13 protein-coding genes, 1 pseudogene and 1 riboswitch are annotated in these 13,801 nt (G+C 60.8%); of the genes and pseudogenes, 7 read left to right on the top strand and 7 right to left on the bottom strand.

What is annotated here, in order from left to right; all coding sequences use genetic code 11:
• Positions 1-102: 102 nt before the first annotated feature.
• Positions 103-1,012 (bottom strand): annotated as a pseudogene (locus N7U68_RS13915) (threonine/serine dehydratase).
• 78 nt (positions 1,013-1,090) lie between these two features.
• Here N7U68_RS13915 and N7U68_RS13910 point away from each other — a divergent pair.
• Positions 1,091-1,909, top strand: coding sequence for an LOG family protein (locus tag N7U68_RS13910; RefSeq protein WP_165194583.1), 819 nt, complete (start codon positions 1,091-1,093; stop codon positions 1,907-1,909).
• A gap of 76 nt (positions 1,910-1,985) precedes the next feature.
• Here N7U68_RS13910 and N7U68_RS13905 read toward each other — a convergent pair whose 3' ends face one another.
• From N7U68_RS13905 to rlmN, 3 genes are all read right to left on the bottom strand, one after another.
• A complete protein-coding gene (locus tag N7U68_RS13905; RefSeq protein WP_165194585.1) occupies positions 1,986-2,189 on the bottom strand; it encodes a hypothetical protein in 204 nt (67 codons plus the stop codon).
• A 403-nt stretch (positions 2,190-2,592) separates the two neighbouring features.
• Complete coding sequence (locus N7U68_RS13900; protein WP_165194587.1) at positions 2,593-2,802, bottom strand: hypothetical protein; 210 nt, start codon at positions 2,800-2,802, stop codon at positions 2,593-2,595.
• Between the two features lie 176 nt (positions 2,803-2,978).
• Positions 2,979-4,157 carry a dual-specificity RNA methyltransferase RlmN gene (gene rlmN, locus N7U68_RS13895; RefSeq protein WP_165194589.1) on the bottom strand — a complete coding sequence of 393 codons (1,179 nt, stop codon included), beginning with the start codon at positions 4,155-4,157 and terminating at the stop codon, positions 2,979-2,981.
• A 74-nt stretch (positions 4,158-4,231) separates the two neighbouring features.
• On the opposite strand from rlmN, the gene N7U68_RS13890 reads away from it, so the two are divergent.
• Entirely contained in the window at positions 4,232-5,338 is a 1,107-nt protein-coding gene (locus N7U68_RS13890) for an alcohol dehydrogenase family protein (protein ID WP_263047188.1), read from the top strand.
• Positions 5,339-5,398: 60 nt separating this feature from the next.
• Here N7U68_RS13890 and N7U68_RS13885 read toward each other — a convergent pair whose 3' ends face one another.
• Positions 5,399-5,926, bottom strand: a complete 528-nt coding sequence (locus N7U68_RS13885) for an invasion associated locus B family protein (RefSeq protein WP_165194591.1) — start codon at positions 5,924-5,926, stop codon at positions 5,399-5,401.
• A 179-nt stretch (positions 5,927-6,105) separates the two neighbouring features.
• On the opposite strand from N7U68_RS13885, the gene N7U68_RS13880 reads away from it, so the two are divergent.
• Positions 6,106-7,101 (top strand): asparaginase, encoded by a 996-nt coding sequence (locus N7U68_RS13880; RefSeq protein ID WP_263047187.1) that lies wholly within the window; start codon positions 6,106-6,108, stop codon positions 7,099-7,101.
• A gap of 72 nt (positions 7,102-7,173) precedes the next feature.
• Positions 7,174-7,325, top strand: a riboswitch (FMN riboswitch).
• Positions 7,326-7,388: 63 nt separating this feature from the next.
• Positions 7,389-7,841, top strand: coding sequence for a 6,7-dimethyl-8-ribityllumazine synthase (locus tag N7U68_RS13875; protein ID WP_263047186.1), 453 nt, complete (start codon positions 7,389-7,391; stop codon positions 7,839-7,841).
• 48 nt (positions 7,842-7,889) lie between these two features.
• Here the strand turns inward: N7U68_RS13875 and N7U68_RS13870 are convergent, their stop codons facing one another.
• Positions 7,890-8,204 carry a YciI family protein gene (locus tag N7U68_RS13870; RefSeq protein WP_165194597.1) on the bottom strand — a complete coding sequence of 105 codons (315 nt, stop codon included), beginning with the start codon at positions 8,202-8,204 and terminating at the stop codon, positions 7,890-7,892.
• Between the two features lie 218 nt (positions 8,205-8,422).
• The gene (gene serB, locus N7U68_RS13865) at positions 8,423-9,295 is read right to left on the bottom strand and encodes a phosphoserine phosphatase SerB (RefSeq protein ID WP_263047185.1); all 873 of its coding nucleotides are present in this window, start codon (positions 9,293-9,295) and stop codon (positions 8,423-8,425) included.
• 158 nt (positions 9,296-9,453) lie between these two features.
• Here serB and N7U68_RS13860 point away from each other — a divergent pair, with 158 nt between their 5' ends.
• The 3 genes from N7U68_RS13860 to N7U68_RS13850 all read left to right on the top strand — a co-directional run bounded on the left by N7U68_RS13860 (position 9,454) and on the right by N7U68_RS13850 (position 13,718).
• Complete coding sequence (locus N7U68_RS13860; protein ID WP_263047184.1) at positions 9,454-10,626, top strand: phosphoserine transaminase; 1,173 nt, start codon at positions 9,454-9,456, stop codon at positions 10,624-10,626.
• A 109-nt stretch (positions 10,627-10,735) separates the two neighbouring features.
• Positions 10,736-12,331: a phosphoglycerate dehydrogenase gene (gene serA, locus N7U68_RS13855; RefSeq protein WP_165194603.1), complete on the top strand. Its 1,596-nt coding sequence runs from the start codon at positions 10,736-10,738 to the stop codon at positions 12,329-12,331.
• A gap of 97 nt (positions 12,332-12,428) precedes the next feature.
• A complete protein-coding gene (locus N7U68_RS13850; RefSeq protein ID WP_263047183.1) occupies positions 12,429-13,718 on the top strand; it encodes an acetylornithine deacetylase/succinyl-diaminopimelate desuccinylase family protein in 1,290 nt (429 codons plus the stop codon).
• The last annotated feature ends 83 nt before the right edge of the window (positions 13,719-13,801 follow it).

Raw genomic sequence — 13,801 nt, 5'->3', positions numbered from 1 at the left:
CATTGCGACATATCCGGGCACCTGTACGAAGCAATTGACCACACAACAGCCCGCAGCCTTTCATCTTTCCCCAAATACCTTTCCACCACGCGGCTGCATTCCCTACGCCAGCGGATCAGGGGCGACATTGCCGCCACAGATCAGCACCGCCACCCGCTCGCCCGGTTCCGGCACATAGGCACCGGACATCAGCGCGGCCAACGCGGTCGCACCGGCAGGCTCTACCAGCTGCCGCATTTCGCGCCACAGCAGCCGCTGCGCCGCCGTGATCGCCGCATCCGGCACCGTAACTGCAGGCGATGCCATCCGCCAGTCCAAAGCATATCTCACCGATCCGGCGCGCGCCCAGCGCGTTGGCGGCAACGCCTGAGACCTCCACATCCACCGGCTGCCCCGCCGCCAGCGCCGCATGCAGCGCGCAGGAGGTTTCCGGCTCTACCCCGACCACCTTGCGCCGTCCGCTCAGCCACGCCAGCGCACCGCCTATCAATCCGCCGCCACCCACCGCGATCAGCACGGTGTCAGCCTCCAAGCCCTGCGCCTCCCACTCGGCCATGCAGGTGCCCTGCCCGGCCACGGTCATTGGCGCATCATAGGCATGGATCTGCGCAGCGCCGGTTTCGGCCTCATAGGTCTGTGCCGCCTCCAGCGCGTTGGCATAGGCACCCGGCACCACCACCAGATCGCCCCCCAGTTGCTCGATCAGCGTGATCTTGGCCGCGCCTGCCATTTCAGGTACATATATCCTCGCCTTATGGCCCAGTCGTCGCGCTGCATAGGCCACCGCCGCGCCGTGATTCCCCCCCGACGCAGCCACCAGACCCGCCGCAGGCACCGGCCCTGACAGCAACGTGTTGAAGGCCCCGCGCGCCTTAAAACTACCGGTATGCTGCATTTGCTCCAGCTTCAGCGCCACGCTCTGTCCGTCCAGCACGACATCCGCCACCGGGGTGCGCCGCACATGGCCCGCAATACGCGCGGTCGCTGCGCTGATCTCGTCGGTCCAGTCCATGTGATGCTCCTGCTGGTCAAGGGATGCGTTCCGCTCTACGCTCAAGATCACAGATGCCAGTCAAGGATCAAGTACCCCATGAAAGACGACCGTCAGAGCCAGTTTCGCGATGCCCATTCGGATCGCAGCACCGCAGAACAGGTGCCCGATACGCCGCAAACCCGCGCGCCTGCGTACAAGCTGGCCTTCAACGACACCGATTTCATGCTTCGCGAAGAACTGCGCCCGGTCCGCCTGCAATTAGAGCTGCTCAAACCGGAAATGATCCTGAACGAGCGCGGCATCAACAGCACCATCGTCCTTTTCGGTGGCGCACGCATTCCCGAACCTGCCAAGAAGGACGACGCACGTACCAAGACGCTGGCCGACCTGTCAAAATACTATGATGAGGCGCGCGAATTCGCCCGATTGATGACCGAGAAATCACTGGCCTCTTACGGGCGTGAATTCGTCGTGGCCACGGGCGGCGGGCCGGGTGTCATGGAGGCAGGCAATCGTGGCGCGGATGACGCGGGCGGCGCGTCCATCGGCCTGAATATCGTGTTGCCCCACGAACAGGCCCCGAATGAATATGTCACGCCGGGGCTTTGCTTCAACTTTCACTATTTTGCGATCCGCAAGATGCACTTTCTCATGCGGGCGCGGGCGATTTGCGTCTTTCCCGGCGGGTTCGGCACTCTGGACGAAACCTTTGAGGCGCTGACGCTGATTCAGACCGATCGGATGAACCGGGTGCCCTTCCTGCTCTTTGGCGAGGAGTTCTGGCGTTCCATCATCAACTGGGAAGCACTGGCAGATGCCGGTACAATCTCACCCGAGGATCTCGAACTGTTCCAGTTCGTCGAAACAGCACAAGAAGCCGTCGCCATCATCGACGCATGGCATCCCGACTGCTGACCGCACGAGACGGCTGGCAATTCTGGCAACGTGACGGGAAAAGACGTTTTTTTCGCGCCCTGTCACCGGATTGCGATCAGGCGGCCAGATGGCTCGGCAGGTTGCAAATGCTCGCACCACGGGTCAGCGACGTCAGAATGCGGCCTTCATCCGTGTCACGGATCGCATAACCATAACCGCGCAGACGGTGCTGCCATTCACGATCCGATACCGCCATGCGGCGCTCGCGCATCACCAGTTCCATAACCGCGTTGCTGTCATTTTGTGTCGAAATATTCATCGTTTCATACCTTGTTACAATCTTGTCCTTTGAATTGGATAATCCCGCCTCATGGCAACAATCGTGATGAAATGTGGCGAACTAGAGGTCATTCTCGGATTCACCGCCCCATTGTTCACAAAACCGCAACGACCCGACAGGCCATCAATGGGTCACGCCCAGCCCGCTATCGCACATCAATCGTCACTGTCAGGGGGGGGCGTTTCAAAGCAGCCTGCCGCTATCGCACGCCCCCGCGAACAATCGAGTCCGGCATACAGGTCGGCGGCATCTGGGCGCGGCCTGACGTAAGGCTCAGACCAATGCACCCCGCCGCTGGTGCGGCAGGGTGCATGTTTTGCATATCGTACCGCGCCAGCTATTACGCGCGATACACCTCATCATTTATGGTGTCGCTGGCGGATCAGATCGCCGCGCCATCCGGTAGGCGGCAGATCTCGACACCATGCGGAAGGGTGGTCACATAGTCCCCCTTGTCGGTGTGCTGCACTGCGTAGCCGTGATTTTTCAACGCATTCTGCCAATCCAGAAGGTTGGCCGCGCGACGCCGTTCACGCAGCACGAAATCCAGAACGCCGGCCTGGACGGTGGGATCACTGTGGACATAAACCATGCTCGAACTCTCCTTTGCGGAAATCTTACAAACCCAATTGTTAATTTCGGGTTTGAACAACGCTCGCACGCAATAGTGGCGGGACTGCGGTGAAATCTTAGCCCTTTTCGGGTGATTTCAGCGCGGCTACGCCCCCAAGAGATTGGCAATGTCCGGCGGGGCATAGCGCCCGACCTCTACAGGCCGGCGTCAGCCTCGATCGCGCGCCGCGATTTACGCGCGCGTTCCGTAGCCGACTTCAGCTGACCGCAGGCGGCCATGATATCCTCACCGCGCGGCGTGCGGATCGGGCTGGCATATCCGGCCTTATAGATGATGTCGGCAAAGGCATGAATGCGGTTGCCCGAACTGCGCTTATAGGGGGCACCGGGCCATTCGTTGAACGGGATCAGGTTGATCTTGGCCGGAATACCCTCGATCAGCTTAACCAGACGGCGTGCATCCTCATCGCTGTCGTTCACGCCATCCAGCATGACATACTCGAATGTGATCCGCTCGGAATTGCTGACTTTGGGGTACTGGCGCAACGCATCCAGCAATGCCTCGATGTTCCATTTCTTGTTGATCGGCACCAACGTATCGCGCACGTCGTCCGTCGTCGCGTGAAAGCTGACCGCCAGCATACAGCCGATCTCGGCGGCGGTGCGATGGATTTCCGGCACCACGCCAGAGGTGCTGAGTGTGATCCGGCGGCGGCTTAGCTGGATACCCTCGGGGTCCATCGCGATCTTCATCGCATCACGCACGTTCTCGAAATTATACAGCGGCTCACCCATGCCCATCAGCACGATGTTGCTTAGCAGTCGAGTTTCATCCTTGGGTGCGCCCGGCACCGGCCACTCATTCAGATCATCGCGCGCGACCATGATCTGCCCGACAACCTCGCCTGCCGTCAGGTTGCGCACCAGTTTCTGCGTCCCGGTATGGCAGAACGAACAGGTCAGGGTGCAACCCACTTGGCTAGAAATACACAGCGTGCCGCGATCCGCCTCGGGGATATAAACCACCTCGACCTCGTGCCCGCCCGCGATCCGCACCAGATATTTGCGCGTGCCGTCCGCGCTGACCTGCTTGCTGACCACCTCGGGCACAGCCACGACAAAATGCTCTTCCAGTTCAGCGCGATACGCCTTGGCCAGATTGGTCATCACGGCAAAATCACGCACACCCCATTGATAGATCCATTGCCAGATCTGCCCGGCACGCATCTTGGCCTGCTTCTCGGGCGTGCCATGCGCAATCAGCGTCTCGCGCAACGCGTCGCGCGTCAGGCCGACAAGGTTGATCTTGTCACCTTCAGGCAGCTTGCGGGGGATGGTCATAACATCCTGAGTGATCGGGGCTTTGTCGGTCATCGGGTCGGGCCTTTTACAACAGATGGTCTCCATATAGGATTCGCAGAGCAAAGCCAAAGGGGCACGCGCCGATTATGCCAGACACCCAACCGCCCAGCCAAACCATGTTCGCCATCGTGACGACCGGAAACGGCGGTTACGACAAACTGGAACCACGACAAGTGCCGATCCCAGCGCCCGAACCGGGCGAGGTCTTGATCCGGGTGCTGGCGGCGGGGGTGAACAACACCGAGATCAACACCCGTCTAGGCTGGTACTCTGCCACCGTCACCGGCGGAACAGACACCACGGCAGACAGTCAGGAAACCAAGGCAGAGCAGAAATCCGATGGCGGCTGGAACGCTGCGACACCTTTCCCGCTCATTCAGGGGACGGATTGCTGCGGCAGGGTCGCGGCGGTCGGGACAGACACCGACGCGGGCCTGATCGGTCAACGGGTCATCGTGCGGGCCTGCATGCGCCCGAACGGGTTCGACAGTATGGAATGCGTCTGGATGGCCTCTGATTTTGACGGGGCGTTTGCCCAATATGTCAAAGTCCCGGCACAAGAGGTGTTCGCAGTTGACTGCGACTGGTCCGACGCAGAACTGGCCACGATCCCCTGCGCCTATGGCACCGCTGAGACGATGATGGAACGGACAGGCGTCACCGCGCATGACCGCGTCCTGATTACCGGCGCGTCGGGCGGCGTCGGGTCCGCCGCACTACAGCTTGCCAAACGCCGAGGTGCACATGTCACTGCAATCGTCGGCGCATCCAAGGTGGATCAGGTCCGGGCCTTGGGTGCGAACGCTGTAATCGAGCGCGGGAATGACCCCGTTCATACCCTTGGGGAAAATGCTGCCGACGTCGTGATCGACAATGTCGCCGGGCCGGGGTTTGCGCAAATGCTCAAACTGCTCCGGCGCGGCGGGCGCTATGCGTCGTCGGGTGCCATTGCCGGACCCATCGTCGAACTGGATATGCGCGACATGTATCTCAAGGATATCACGCTATTCGGTAGCACCGCATGGGATGAGGCTGTCTTTCCCAATCTGGTATCATACATCGAGGCTGGCGAAATCCGCCCGCTGGTTGCGAAAATCCTGCCACTGTCAGAGATCGCAACTGCACAAAAAGAATTCCTGCAAAAAACCCATTTCGGCAATTTTGTCCTGATCCCACCACAGATCGACCGCTGAACATGCAAAGGCCCGGAACATCTGTCCGGGCCTGAAGCGTACAAATATCCGTCACCGGGATTATTTGCAGCGTTTTTGCGCCTCTTCCATCGCCGCCGTGTAGCCCAGTAGCGAAAACGTGTCTTTGGTCTGCGTTCCGCGCGACGAACGCGCTGTCAGGGATGCATCCGCACCGCGCTTCATCGCCGCGATGATCTTGGCATCGTCTTCCGCGCTGGCAGGCCACGCCCATTCACCTTCGGTAAAGAGCTCGAATTCGTCACCGCTGATGCTGACGTCGACGGTCGATCCCGGCGCAAACGGATAGCCGCCGGTAAAGGCCACCTGCCCCGCCACACCCGCTGCGGGACGGAAGAACGTCATAAACAGGATTTCGCCGCGACGCACTGCGACCACGCGTCCGCCGCGTGTGTTGACCGTCTCGGTCGGTGCGGAAACGGCCCAGCATTCCTTGGGGTCCGCATCGACAAATACGCTCCATGCCGTGTTTGCAGCAACCTGATTGCTGCTTTCGTCCTGCGCCAAGGCGCTACCCGCAATAACGGAAAATCCCAACGCAAGCACACCGCGCGTAGAAAGTGATACCATATGTCCAGCCTCCAAGCTGTCCTTAAGCCTCAATTCGGACCGGTTGCGTCCCGGTTGATACGGGTTTTTACTGGCACCGGTCTATTCTTCTCGACATTGCAACAATAGCGCGAAACAGACCAGAAACGAAAGAATGAATTGGCGGAAAGTCGCACATACGCCCCGCCGGGAAGGAAAAAATGTCGCAACCGATTCCGATGGTAGAAATTTGGCGCGGTGCTTTGGCCGAAAGCATCCACTTCGGGCAGGCGGTCATCTGCGGCCCCGGAGGTGAGATCGTACAGGCTTGGGGGGATCCCGATGCACAGGTTCTACCGCGCAGTTCGTGCAAGATGTTGCAAGCATTGCCCCTTATCGAGAGCGGCGCTGCGGCAGCATATCGCCTCGGCGCCGAGCATCTGGCGCTGGCTTGTGCCTCGCATAGCGGCGCGGCCATTCATACCGACCGCGTTAATCGGTGGCTAACGGATCTCGGCCTTGGCGATGACGACCTGCGATGCGGCGGGCATCTGCCCTATGATCCGCAAACCCATGACGCGATGCTCTGCGCGGGCACGACGCCCTGCCAGATGCACAACAACTGTTCTGGGAAACATGCGGGGTTTCTGACATTGACCAAGCATCTCGGCGCGGGGCCCGAATACATCGACATCGACCACCCCGTGCAGCGCGCCTGCCTCGCCGCCTATGAAGAGGTCACAGGTATCACCAGCCCCGGCTACGGCATCGACGGCTGTTCTGCCCCCAACCACATCACCACCTTGCACGGCATGGCCCGCGCGATGGCGTTCTTTGCCAATGCCCGTGACGGCGCGGATGCCCGTCAGACCGCCGCCGTTCAACTGTGGCAGGCGATGGTGCGCCACCCCGAACTGGTCGCAGGCGAAGGCCGCGCCTGCACCGAACTGATGCGCGCCTGCAAGGAACCGGTCGCCCTAAAAACCGGTGCCGAAGCGTTCTACATCGCGATCCTTCCGCAGCGCGGGCTTGGCATCGCGCTGAAGATTGCGGACGGTACCACGCGCGGGTCTCAATGCGCGATTGCCGCGTTGCTGGTACGTTTGGGGGTACTGGACGCAGATCATCCGACAGCACAGAAATACATGAACACGCCGATATCCAACGCACGCGGAACCGTGACTGGCGTCATCCGACCGTCGGCGACGTTTTTATAGCACTGCGCAGGGTGCCGCCATCGCAGGGCAATTTTCGCTCTTGCCGCGCACGAAAAACCGCGCCAATGTTCCGCCTGTTCTCAGGGCGGGGTGAAACTCCCCACCGGCGGTAAGGGGCCAGATATGCCTCAAGCCCGCGAGCGGCTTCGGCCTATGCCGAGGTGTCAGCAGATCTGGTGTGATTCCAGAGCCGACGGTCATAGTCCGGATGAGAGAGAACGTCAGGTTCCAGCGGTGCGCGTGCACCGCCACGCCTGTCGTCCTTCGCCTGCGGTGAACGTGTCGATATGCGAAAGGAGCCCAAGATGACACACACCCGATACGCCTTTGTCAAAGCGAACTGGCACACCAAGATCGTGACCCGCGCGCTGGACGGATTTTCCGAAATTATCCCGCCAGATCAGATCGACGTCTACGACGTGCCCGGCGCGTTCGAGATGCCGCTACTGGCGCGCGATCTGGCGATGACGGGCCGCTATGGCGCGGTGGTCTGCGCCGCGTTCGTCGTCGATGGCGGTATCTATCGGCACGAATTTGTCGCGCAGGCCGTGGTTGATGGCCTGATGCGCGCAGGCCTCGACAGTGGCATTCCGGTGCTGTCGGTATCCCTGACTCCGCACCAATACCAAGAGGGGCCGCATCACGACGCCATCTTTGCCGCGCATTTCGTGGAAAAAGGACGAGAGGCCGCCCACGCCGCACAGATGATCGGGCACACCCGCGCGGCACTGGCAGCCTAGCCACAACCACACCACAGCAGTCGGCCCCGCAACCGCGCGGGGCCACCGCTACATTTCTATGATCTCGGCCACTTCGACGCTGCCCGACCCGTCGCCGACCATCGGGCACCCTTTGGCCATCGCGCACGCCGCGTCGATATCAGCAGCATTGACCACGCTATAGCCCGAGGTCGGATTGGCACCGCCATCATCCGCCACACCACTGGCGCTGACGGTCTTGGACAGGCCCACAGGCGCACCACTTTCAACCACAGCCGCCCCCATATCACCGAACCAGGCCATCCATTGGGCCATCATGGCATTGCCTTCTTCCTCGGTTTCCGGCTTGCCGCCGCCGTGATAGATAAACAGGTAATTGGGCATGATCAGGGTCCTTTTCTTTTCGGGGTTGCGAAGGGTCTTGAACGGTCCGACATCGCTCCGGCCGTACCATCGGCCTGCCGGGCCATGACCTCGACCACACCGGGCAGGTCGCACCGGACAAATCAGCATAGACCTGAGCAAGATCGACCATGCTCAATACTTAACATATCCACCACTGGATGCGGGCGTTAATCTACTCGCCCAACAGCGGCACATAGTTAACCCGCCGCGAACTCTGTCCGCGCATATCCCTGCAAATAGAGCAATGCAGTCAGATCGCCATGATTGATCCGCACATCACATTCGGCGGCGACGCTCGGTTTGGCATGCAGCGCGACACCCGTGCCCGCCCGGCCCAGCATCCCCAGATCATTGGCACCATCCCCCACGGCGATCACATCCGCCGCCGTCAGACCCAGCCGCGCGGTGATTTCCTCCAGCGCCTCGATCTTGGCCTGTCGCCCCAGAATAGGCCGCGCCACGTCACCCGTCAGAACCCCTTTTTCGATCAACAACCCGTTGGCGCGATGCTCATCAAATGCCAGCGCATCCGCGACAAGCGCGGTAAAGGCGGTGAACCCACCCGACACCAGCGCGGCATGACCACCCTGCGCCCGCATCGTCGCAACCAGCGTTTTGCCCCCCGGCATGAACGTAATCCGCTCCGCCAAAACCTTTGCGATGATCTGCTCCGGCAGGTCGCGCAACAGGCCGACACGTTCGATCAACGCACCTTCGAAATCAATCTCGCCATTCATCGCCCGCGCGGTGATCTCCTTGACGCGCTCTCCGACACCGGCCTCGTCGGCCAACTCGTCAATGCACTCTTGCTCGATCATCGTGCTGTCCATATCGGCCAGCAGCATGGATTTACGTCGGCCCTGCGCAGGCTGCACCACCAGATCGACGCGCAGTTTCTGCAAATCGTCCCAGACATCCCAGCGATTCCCCGGCATCTCTGCCAGCGCAAACTCTGCCGCTTCATCCGGGTTCAGCCATTGCACGTCGCCCCCACCCCACGCGTTACGCAGGTTTTCAACCAGAGCCGGGTCAAGCGCACCCGGCGGCGCGATCAGGGTGGCGATAAGCATGGCAAGAGTTTCCGATCGTAGTCGTTGAGGTCGCATTTATCTTCTCAAGCGGCGCTATAGCGTCATTTCTGCGCTTGCGAAAGACCAGACCAGACCGTATCCCGGCAAGTGGGACACCCTTCCCCAACGAAGGGCGCTTATCTGGAAGGATAGCATCAATGGCTATACAAGACCCCGGCACGCGGCCGGTCATTAAACCTGTCGTCACTCCGGCGAACCCGCGTTTCTCCTCTGGCCCCTGTGCCAAACCCCCCACATTCGATGTCGCCAAGCTGGCCGATGCCCCGCTGGGCCGCAGCCACCGCGCCGCAGTTGGCAAAGCGCGGCTGAAAGCCGCCATCGAGGGCACCCGCGAGGTGCTGGGCATCCCCGCCGACTACCGCATCGGGATCGTGCCCGCCTCGGACACGGGCGCGGTCGAAATGGCGCTGTGGAACCTGCTCGGCGCACGCAAGGTTGAAATGCTGGCTTGGGAGAGCTTTGGCGCGGGCTGGGTCACAGATGTCGTGAAACAGCTGAAACTCGACGCCGAGATCAAAACCGCTGACTACGGCCAGATTGTCGACCTGACCACGGTCGATACGGATAATGACGTCGTCTTTACATGGAACGGGACCACATCGGGCGTCCGCGTCCCAAATGGCGATTGGATCAAGGCAGACCGCGACGGGCTGACCATCTGCGATGCCACATCAGCCGCCTTCGCGCAGGAATTGCCGTGGGACAAGCTGGATGTAACCACCTTCAGCTGGCAAAAGGTGCTGGGTGGCGAAGCCGCGCACGGCATGATCGTTCTCAGCCCCCGCGCCGTTGAACGGCTGGAGAGCTACACACCCGCATGGCCCCTGCCCAAGATTTTCCGCCTGACCAAAGGCGGCAAACTGATCGAGGGAATCTTTGAGGGTGCGACCATCAACACCCCGTCGATGCTGGCGGTCGAGGATTATCTGCTGGCGCTCGACTGGGCGCGCTCGGTCGGTGGGCTGTCGGGCCTGATCGCCCGCGCCGATGCCAACGCGCAGGTGATCCATGATTTCTGTGATGCCCGCGACTGGATCGGCAACCTCGCCGATGATCCGGCCACACGATCGAACACGTCTGTCTGTGTCAGGTTCACCAACCCGCGCATCACCGATGGCGCCAGCTTCGCCAAGGCGATTGCCAAACGGTTGGAAGCTGAAGGTGTTGCGCTCGATATCGGTGCCTATCGCGATGCCCCTGCGGGCCTGCGCATCTGGTGTGGCGGCACGGTGGAGACCTCCGATCTGGCGGCGCTGATGCCGTGGATCGACTGGGCATACCAATCCGAAATCGCAGACGTGCCGGGCTAACGCTCGGCCTAGGGCGGCTGGTAGCCCGGGCTTCAGCCCGGCACGCCACGCACCGACGCGATACCGATCAAATACCGACGTAATACCGACATCAGAATTGGAGCCCAAAATGGCACCCAAAGTACTCGTCTCCGACAAGCTCTCCGAAACCGCCGTGCAGATTTTCCGCGACCGCGGCATCGACGTGGATTTCCAGCCCGACCTAGGCAAGGATAAGGACAAACTGGCAGAAGTGATCGGCCAGTATGACGGCCTCGCCATCCGGTCCGCCACCAAGGTGACCGAGAAAATCCTCGCTGCTGCAGACAACCTCAAAGTTATCGCTCGCGCAGGGATCGGCACTGATAACATTGACAAAATCGCCGCCTCGAAAAAGGGTGTGATCGTGATGAATACGCCCTTTGGCAACATGATCACCACCGCCGAGCACGCCATCGCCATGATGTTCGCCGTTGCGCGTCAGATCCCCGAGGCCAGCGCATCAACCCATGCTGGAAAATGGGAAAAGTCCAAATTCATGGGCGTCGAGCTGACCAACAAGACACTGGGCGTCATCGGAGCGGGCAATATCGGCGGCATCGTCTGCGACCGCGCACGCGGTCTCAAGATGAAAGTGGTCGCCTACGACCCCTTCCTGAGCCAAGCCAAAGCCGACAAGATGGGCGTGGAAAAGGTCGAGCTGGAAGCGCTGCTGACACGCGCGGATTTCATCACGCTGCACGTGCCGCTGACTGACCAGACACGCAATATTCTGAGTGCCGAAAACCTCGCCAAGACCAAGAAGGGCGTGCGAGTCATCAACTGCGCCCGCGGCGGCCTAGTGGACGAGACCGCATTGGCGGAATTGCTGAAATCGGGCCATGTCGCCGGGGCCGCCTTTGACGTCTTTGCCGAGGAGCCCGCGACCAGCAACCCGTTGTTCGGTCTTCCGAACGTCGTCTGCACACCGCATCTAGGTGCCGCCACATCCGAGGCGCAGGAAAACGTCGCATTGCAAGTGGCCGAACAGATGTCGGACTACCTGCTGACCGGTGCGGTGACCAACGCGCTCAACATGCCGTCCGTGACCGCCGAAGAGGCCAAGGTGATGGGCCCGTGGATCAAGCTGGCCGACCACCTCGGTGCGTTCATCGGCCAGATGACCGATGAGCCGATCAAGGCGATCAACATCCTCTATGACGGCGTGGTGTCCGAAATGAATCTGCCCGCGCTGACCTGCGCCGCCGTGGCAGGTATCCTGAAATCCGCAAACCCCGAGGTGAATCTTGTCAGCGCGCCTGTAATCGCCAAGGAACGCGGCGTCCAGATCAGCACGACCAAGCAGGATAAATCGGGCGTATTCGAGGGTTACGTCAAGCTGACCGTGGTGACAGATCAGCGCGAACGGTCCATCGGCGGCACGGTGTTCTCGGATGGCAAGCCGCGCTTCATTCAGATCAAGGGCATCAATATCGATGCGGAAATCGGCGAACATATGCTGTATACCACCAACCGCGACGAGCCCGGCATCATCGGCGCGCTGGGGCAGACCATGGCAGGCAGCGGCGTGAACATCGCCAACTTTACGCTGGGCCGCACCGAACCGGGCGGAGAGGCGATTGCGTTGCTCTATGTCGATGCGCCTGTACCACAAGAGCTGACTTCCAAGCTGCGTGATACCGGCCTGTTCCAGCAGATCAAACCGCTACAGTTCAACGTCGGTTAACGTATCAACGCCTGCGGTCGCACCAATGTGTGACCGCAGGCTTCCGGCCTTGCCCGCTCTGCCCCCGCACCCCATAATCGATCCAAAGGGGTGCAGAATGATCGCTCAGGACCAGCTAATAGCAGCCATTTCGGCACGACGTAACGACCTGATCGCGCTGACGCAGGACCTGATCCGCATCCCCACGCTAAATCCGCCGGGCGCGGATTACCGTCAGATTTGCGAATATCTGGACCGCCGCCTGCTGCATGCGGGATTCGAGACGGAACTGATCCGCGCAATAGGCGCACCCGGCGACAGCGACCAATATCCACGCTGGAACATCGTCGCGCGACGCGAAGGCACCCGCCCCGGCGATTGCGTGCATTTCAACAGCCATATCGACGTGGTCGAGATTGGCCACGGCTGGACCACCGATCCTTTCGGCGGAGAGGTCAAGGATGGCAAGATTTACGGGCGCGGCGCTTGCGACATGAAGGGCGGGCTGGCCGCATCTATCATCGCTGCCGAGGCTTTCATCGAAACTTGTCCGGATTATGCCGGCGCGATCGAGATCAGCGGCACCGCAGACGAGGAATCGGGGGGCTTTGGTGGCGTCGCCTACTTGGCAGAGCGCGGCTATTTCGACCCAGCCCGCGTGCAGCACGTCATCATCCCCGAACCGCTGAACAAGGATCGGATATGTCTGGGCCATCGCGGTGTGTGGTGGGCCGAACTGGAAACCAAGGGCGAGATTGCGCACGGCTCCATGCCCTTTCTCGGCGATTGTGCAGTACGTCACATGGGCGCAGTGGTGGCCGAGATGGAGCACAGGCTGTTCCCGGCCTTGGCCGCGCGGCGCACCGATATGCCCGTCGTCCCCGATGGCGCACGTCAATCCACGCTCAACATAAATTCGATCCATGGCGGCGAGCCGGAACAGGACGCAGCCTATACCGGTTTGCCAAGCCCATGCGTTCCTGACCGCTGCCGCATGGTGATTGATCGGCGTTTTCTGATCGAAGAGGACATAGACGACGTCGAGGCAGAATTTCGCGCCGTCCTGAAACGCGTCGGTGATGCGCGCGAGAATTTCGACTACGACCTGCGCGAACTGCACCGCGTCCTGCCCAGCATGACCGAGCGCGATGCCCCCATCGTCACCACCGTGGCCCGCGCGATTGAGGCAACACTCGGCCATGCGCCCGATTACGTGGTCAGTCCCGGCACCTATGACCAGAAACATATCGACCGCATCGGGCGGTTGAAAAACTGTATCGCTTACGGGCCGGGTATTCTCGACCTTGCGCATAAACCGGATGAATACGTAGGGATCGACGATATGATGCAAAGCGCACAAGTCATGGCATTGAGCCTGGCAGAACTGTTGTTGCGCGCGGAACCCTGACCTTCAACGTTGGACCAATACGCTCGCCGAAGGCGTCCGCCCTTGGCTCAGGCCGCCAGCGGGGGAAGTATTAATACAAAAAC

This window comes from Roseovarius pelagicus, assembly GCF_025639885.1.
Classification (GTDB): domain Bacteria; phylum Pseudomonadota; class Alphaproteobacteria; order Rhodobacterales; family Rhodobacteraceae; genus Roseovarius; species Roseovarius pelagicus.
This window is presented reverse-complemented; position numbering and strand designations above follow the sequence as displayed.

Excerpts from the sequence above, each read along its gene's own strand:
- N7U68_RS13870 (WP_165194597.1), bottom strand. The coding sequence starts at position 8,204 with ATGCCCAATTACCTGTTTATCTATCACGGCGGCGGCAAGCCGGAAACC.
- N7U68_RS13910 (WP_165194583.1), top strand. The coding sequence starts at position 1,091 with ATGAAAGACGACCGTCAGAGCCAGTTTCGCGATGCCCATTCGGATCGC.
- N7U68_RS13880 (WP_263047187.1), top strand. The coding sequence starts at position 6,106 with ATGTCGCAACCGATTCCGATGGTAGAAATTTGGCGCGGTGCTTTGGCC.
- N7U68_RS13885 (WP_165194591.1), bottom strand. The coding sequence starts at position 5,926 with ATGGTATCACTTTCTACGCGCGGTGTGCTTGCGTTGGGATTTTCCGTT.
- N7U68_RS13875 (WP_263047186.1), top strand. The coding sequence starts at position 7,389 with ATGCGAAAGGAGCCCAAGATGACACACACCCGATACGCCTTTGTCAAA.
- N7U68_RS13850 (WP_263047183.1), top strand. The coding sequence starts at position 12,429 with ATGATCGCTCAGGACCAGCTAATAGCAGCCATTTCGGCACGACGTAAC.
- N7U68_RS13860 (WP_263047184.1), top strand. The coding sequence starts at position 9,454 with ATGGCTATACAAGACCCCGGCACGCGGCCGGTCATTAAACCTGTCGTC.
- serB (WP_263047185.1), bottom strand. The coding sequence starts at position 9,295 with ATGCTTATCGCCACCCTGATCGCGCCGCCGGGTGCGCTTGACCCGGCT.
- N7U68_RS13905 (WP_165194585.1), bottom strand. The coding sequence starts at position 2,189 with ATGAATATTTCGACACAAAATGACAGCAACGCGGTTATGGAACTGGTG.
- N7U68_RS13890 (WP_263047188.1), top strand. The coding sequence starts at position 4,232 with ATGCCAGACACCCAACCGCCCAGCCAAACCATGTTCGCCATCGTGACG.
- rlmN (WP_165194589.1), bottom strand. The coding sequence starts at position 4,157 with ATGACCGACAAAGCCCCGATCACTCAGGATGTTATGACCATCCCCCGC.
- N7U68_RS13900 (WP_165194587.1), bottom strand. The coding sequence starts at position 2,802 with ATGGTTTATGTCCACAGTGATCCCACCGTCCAGGCCGGCGTTCTGGAT.
- serA (WP_165194603.1), top strand. The coding sequence starts at position 10,736 with ATGGCACCCAAAGTACTCGTCTCCGACAAGCTCTCCGAAACCGCCGTG.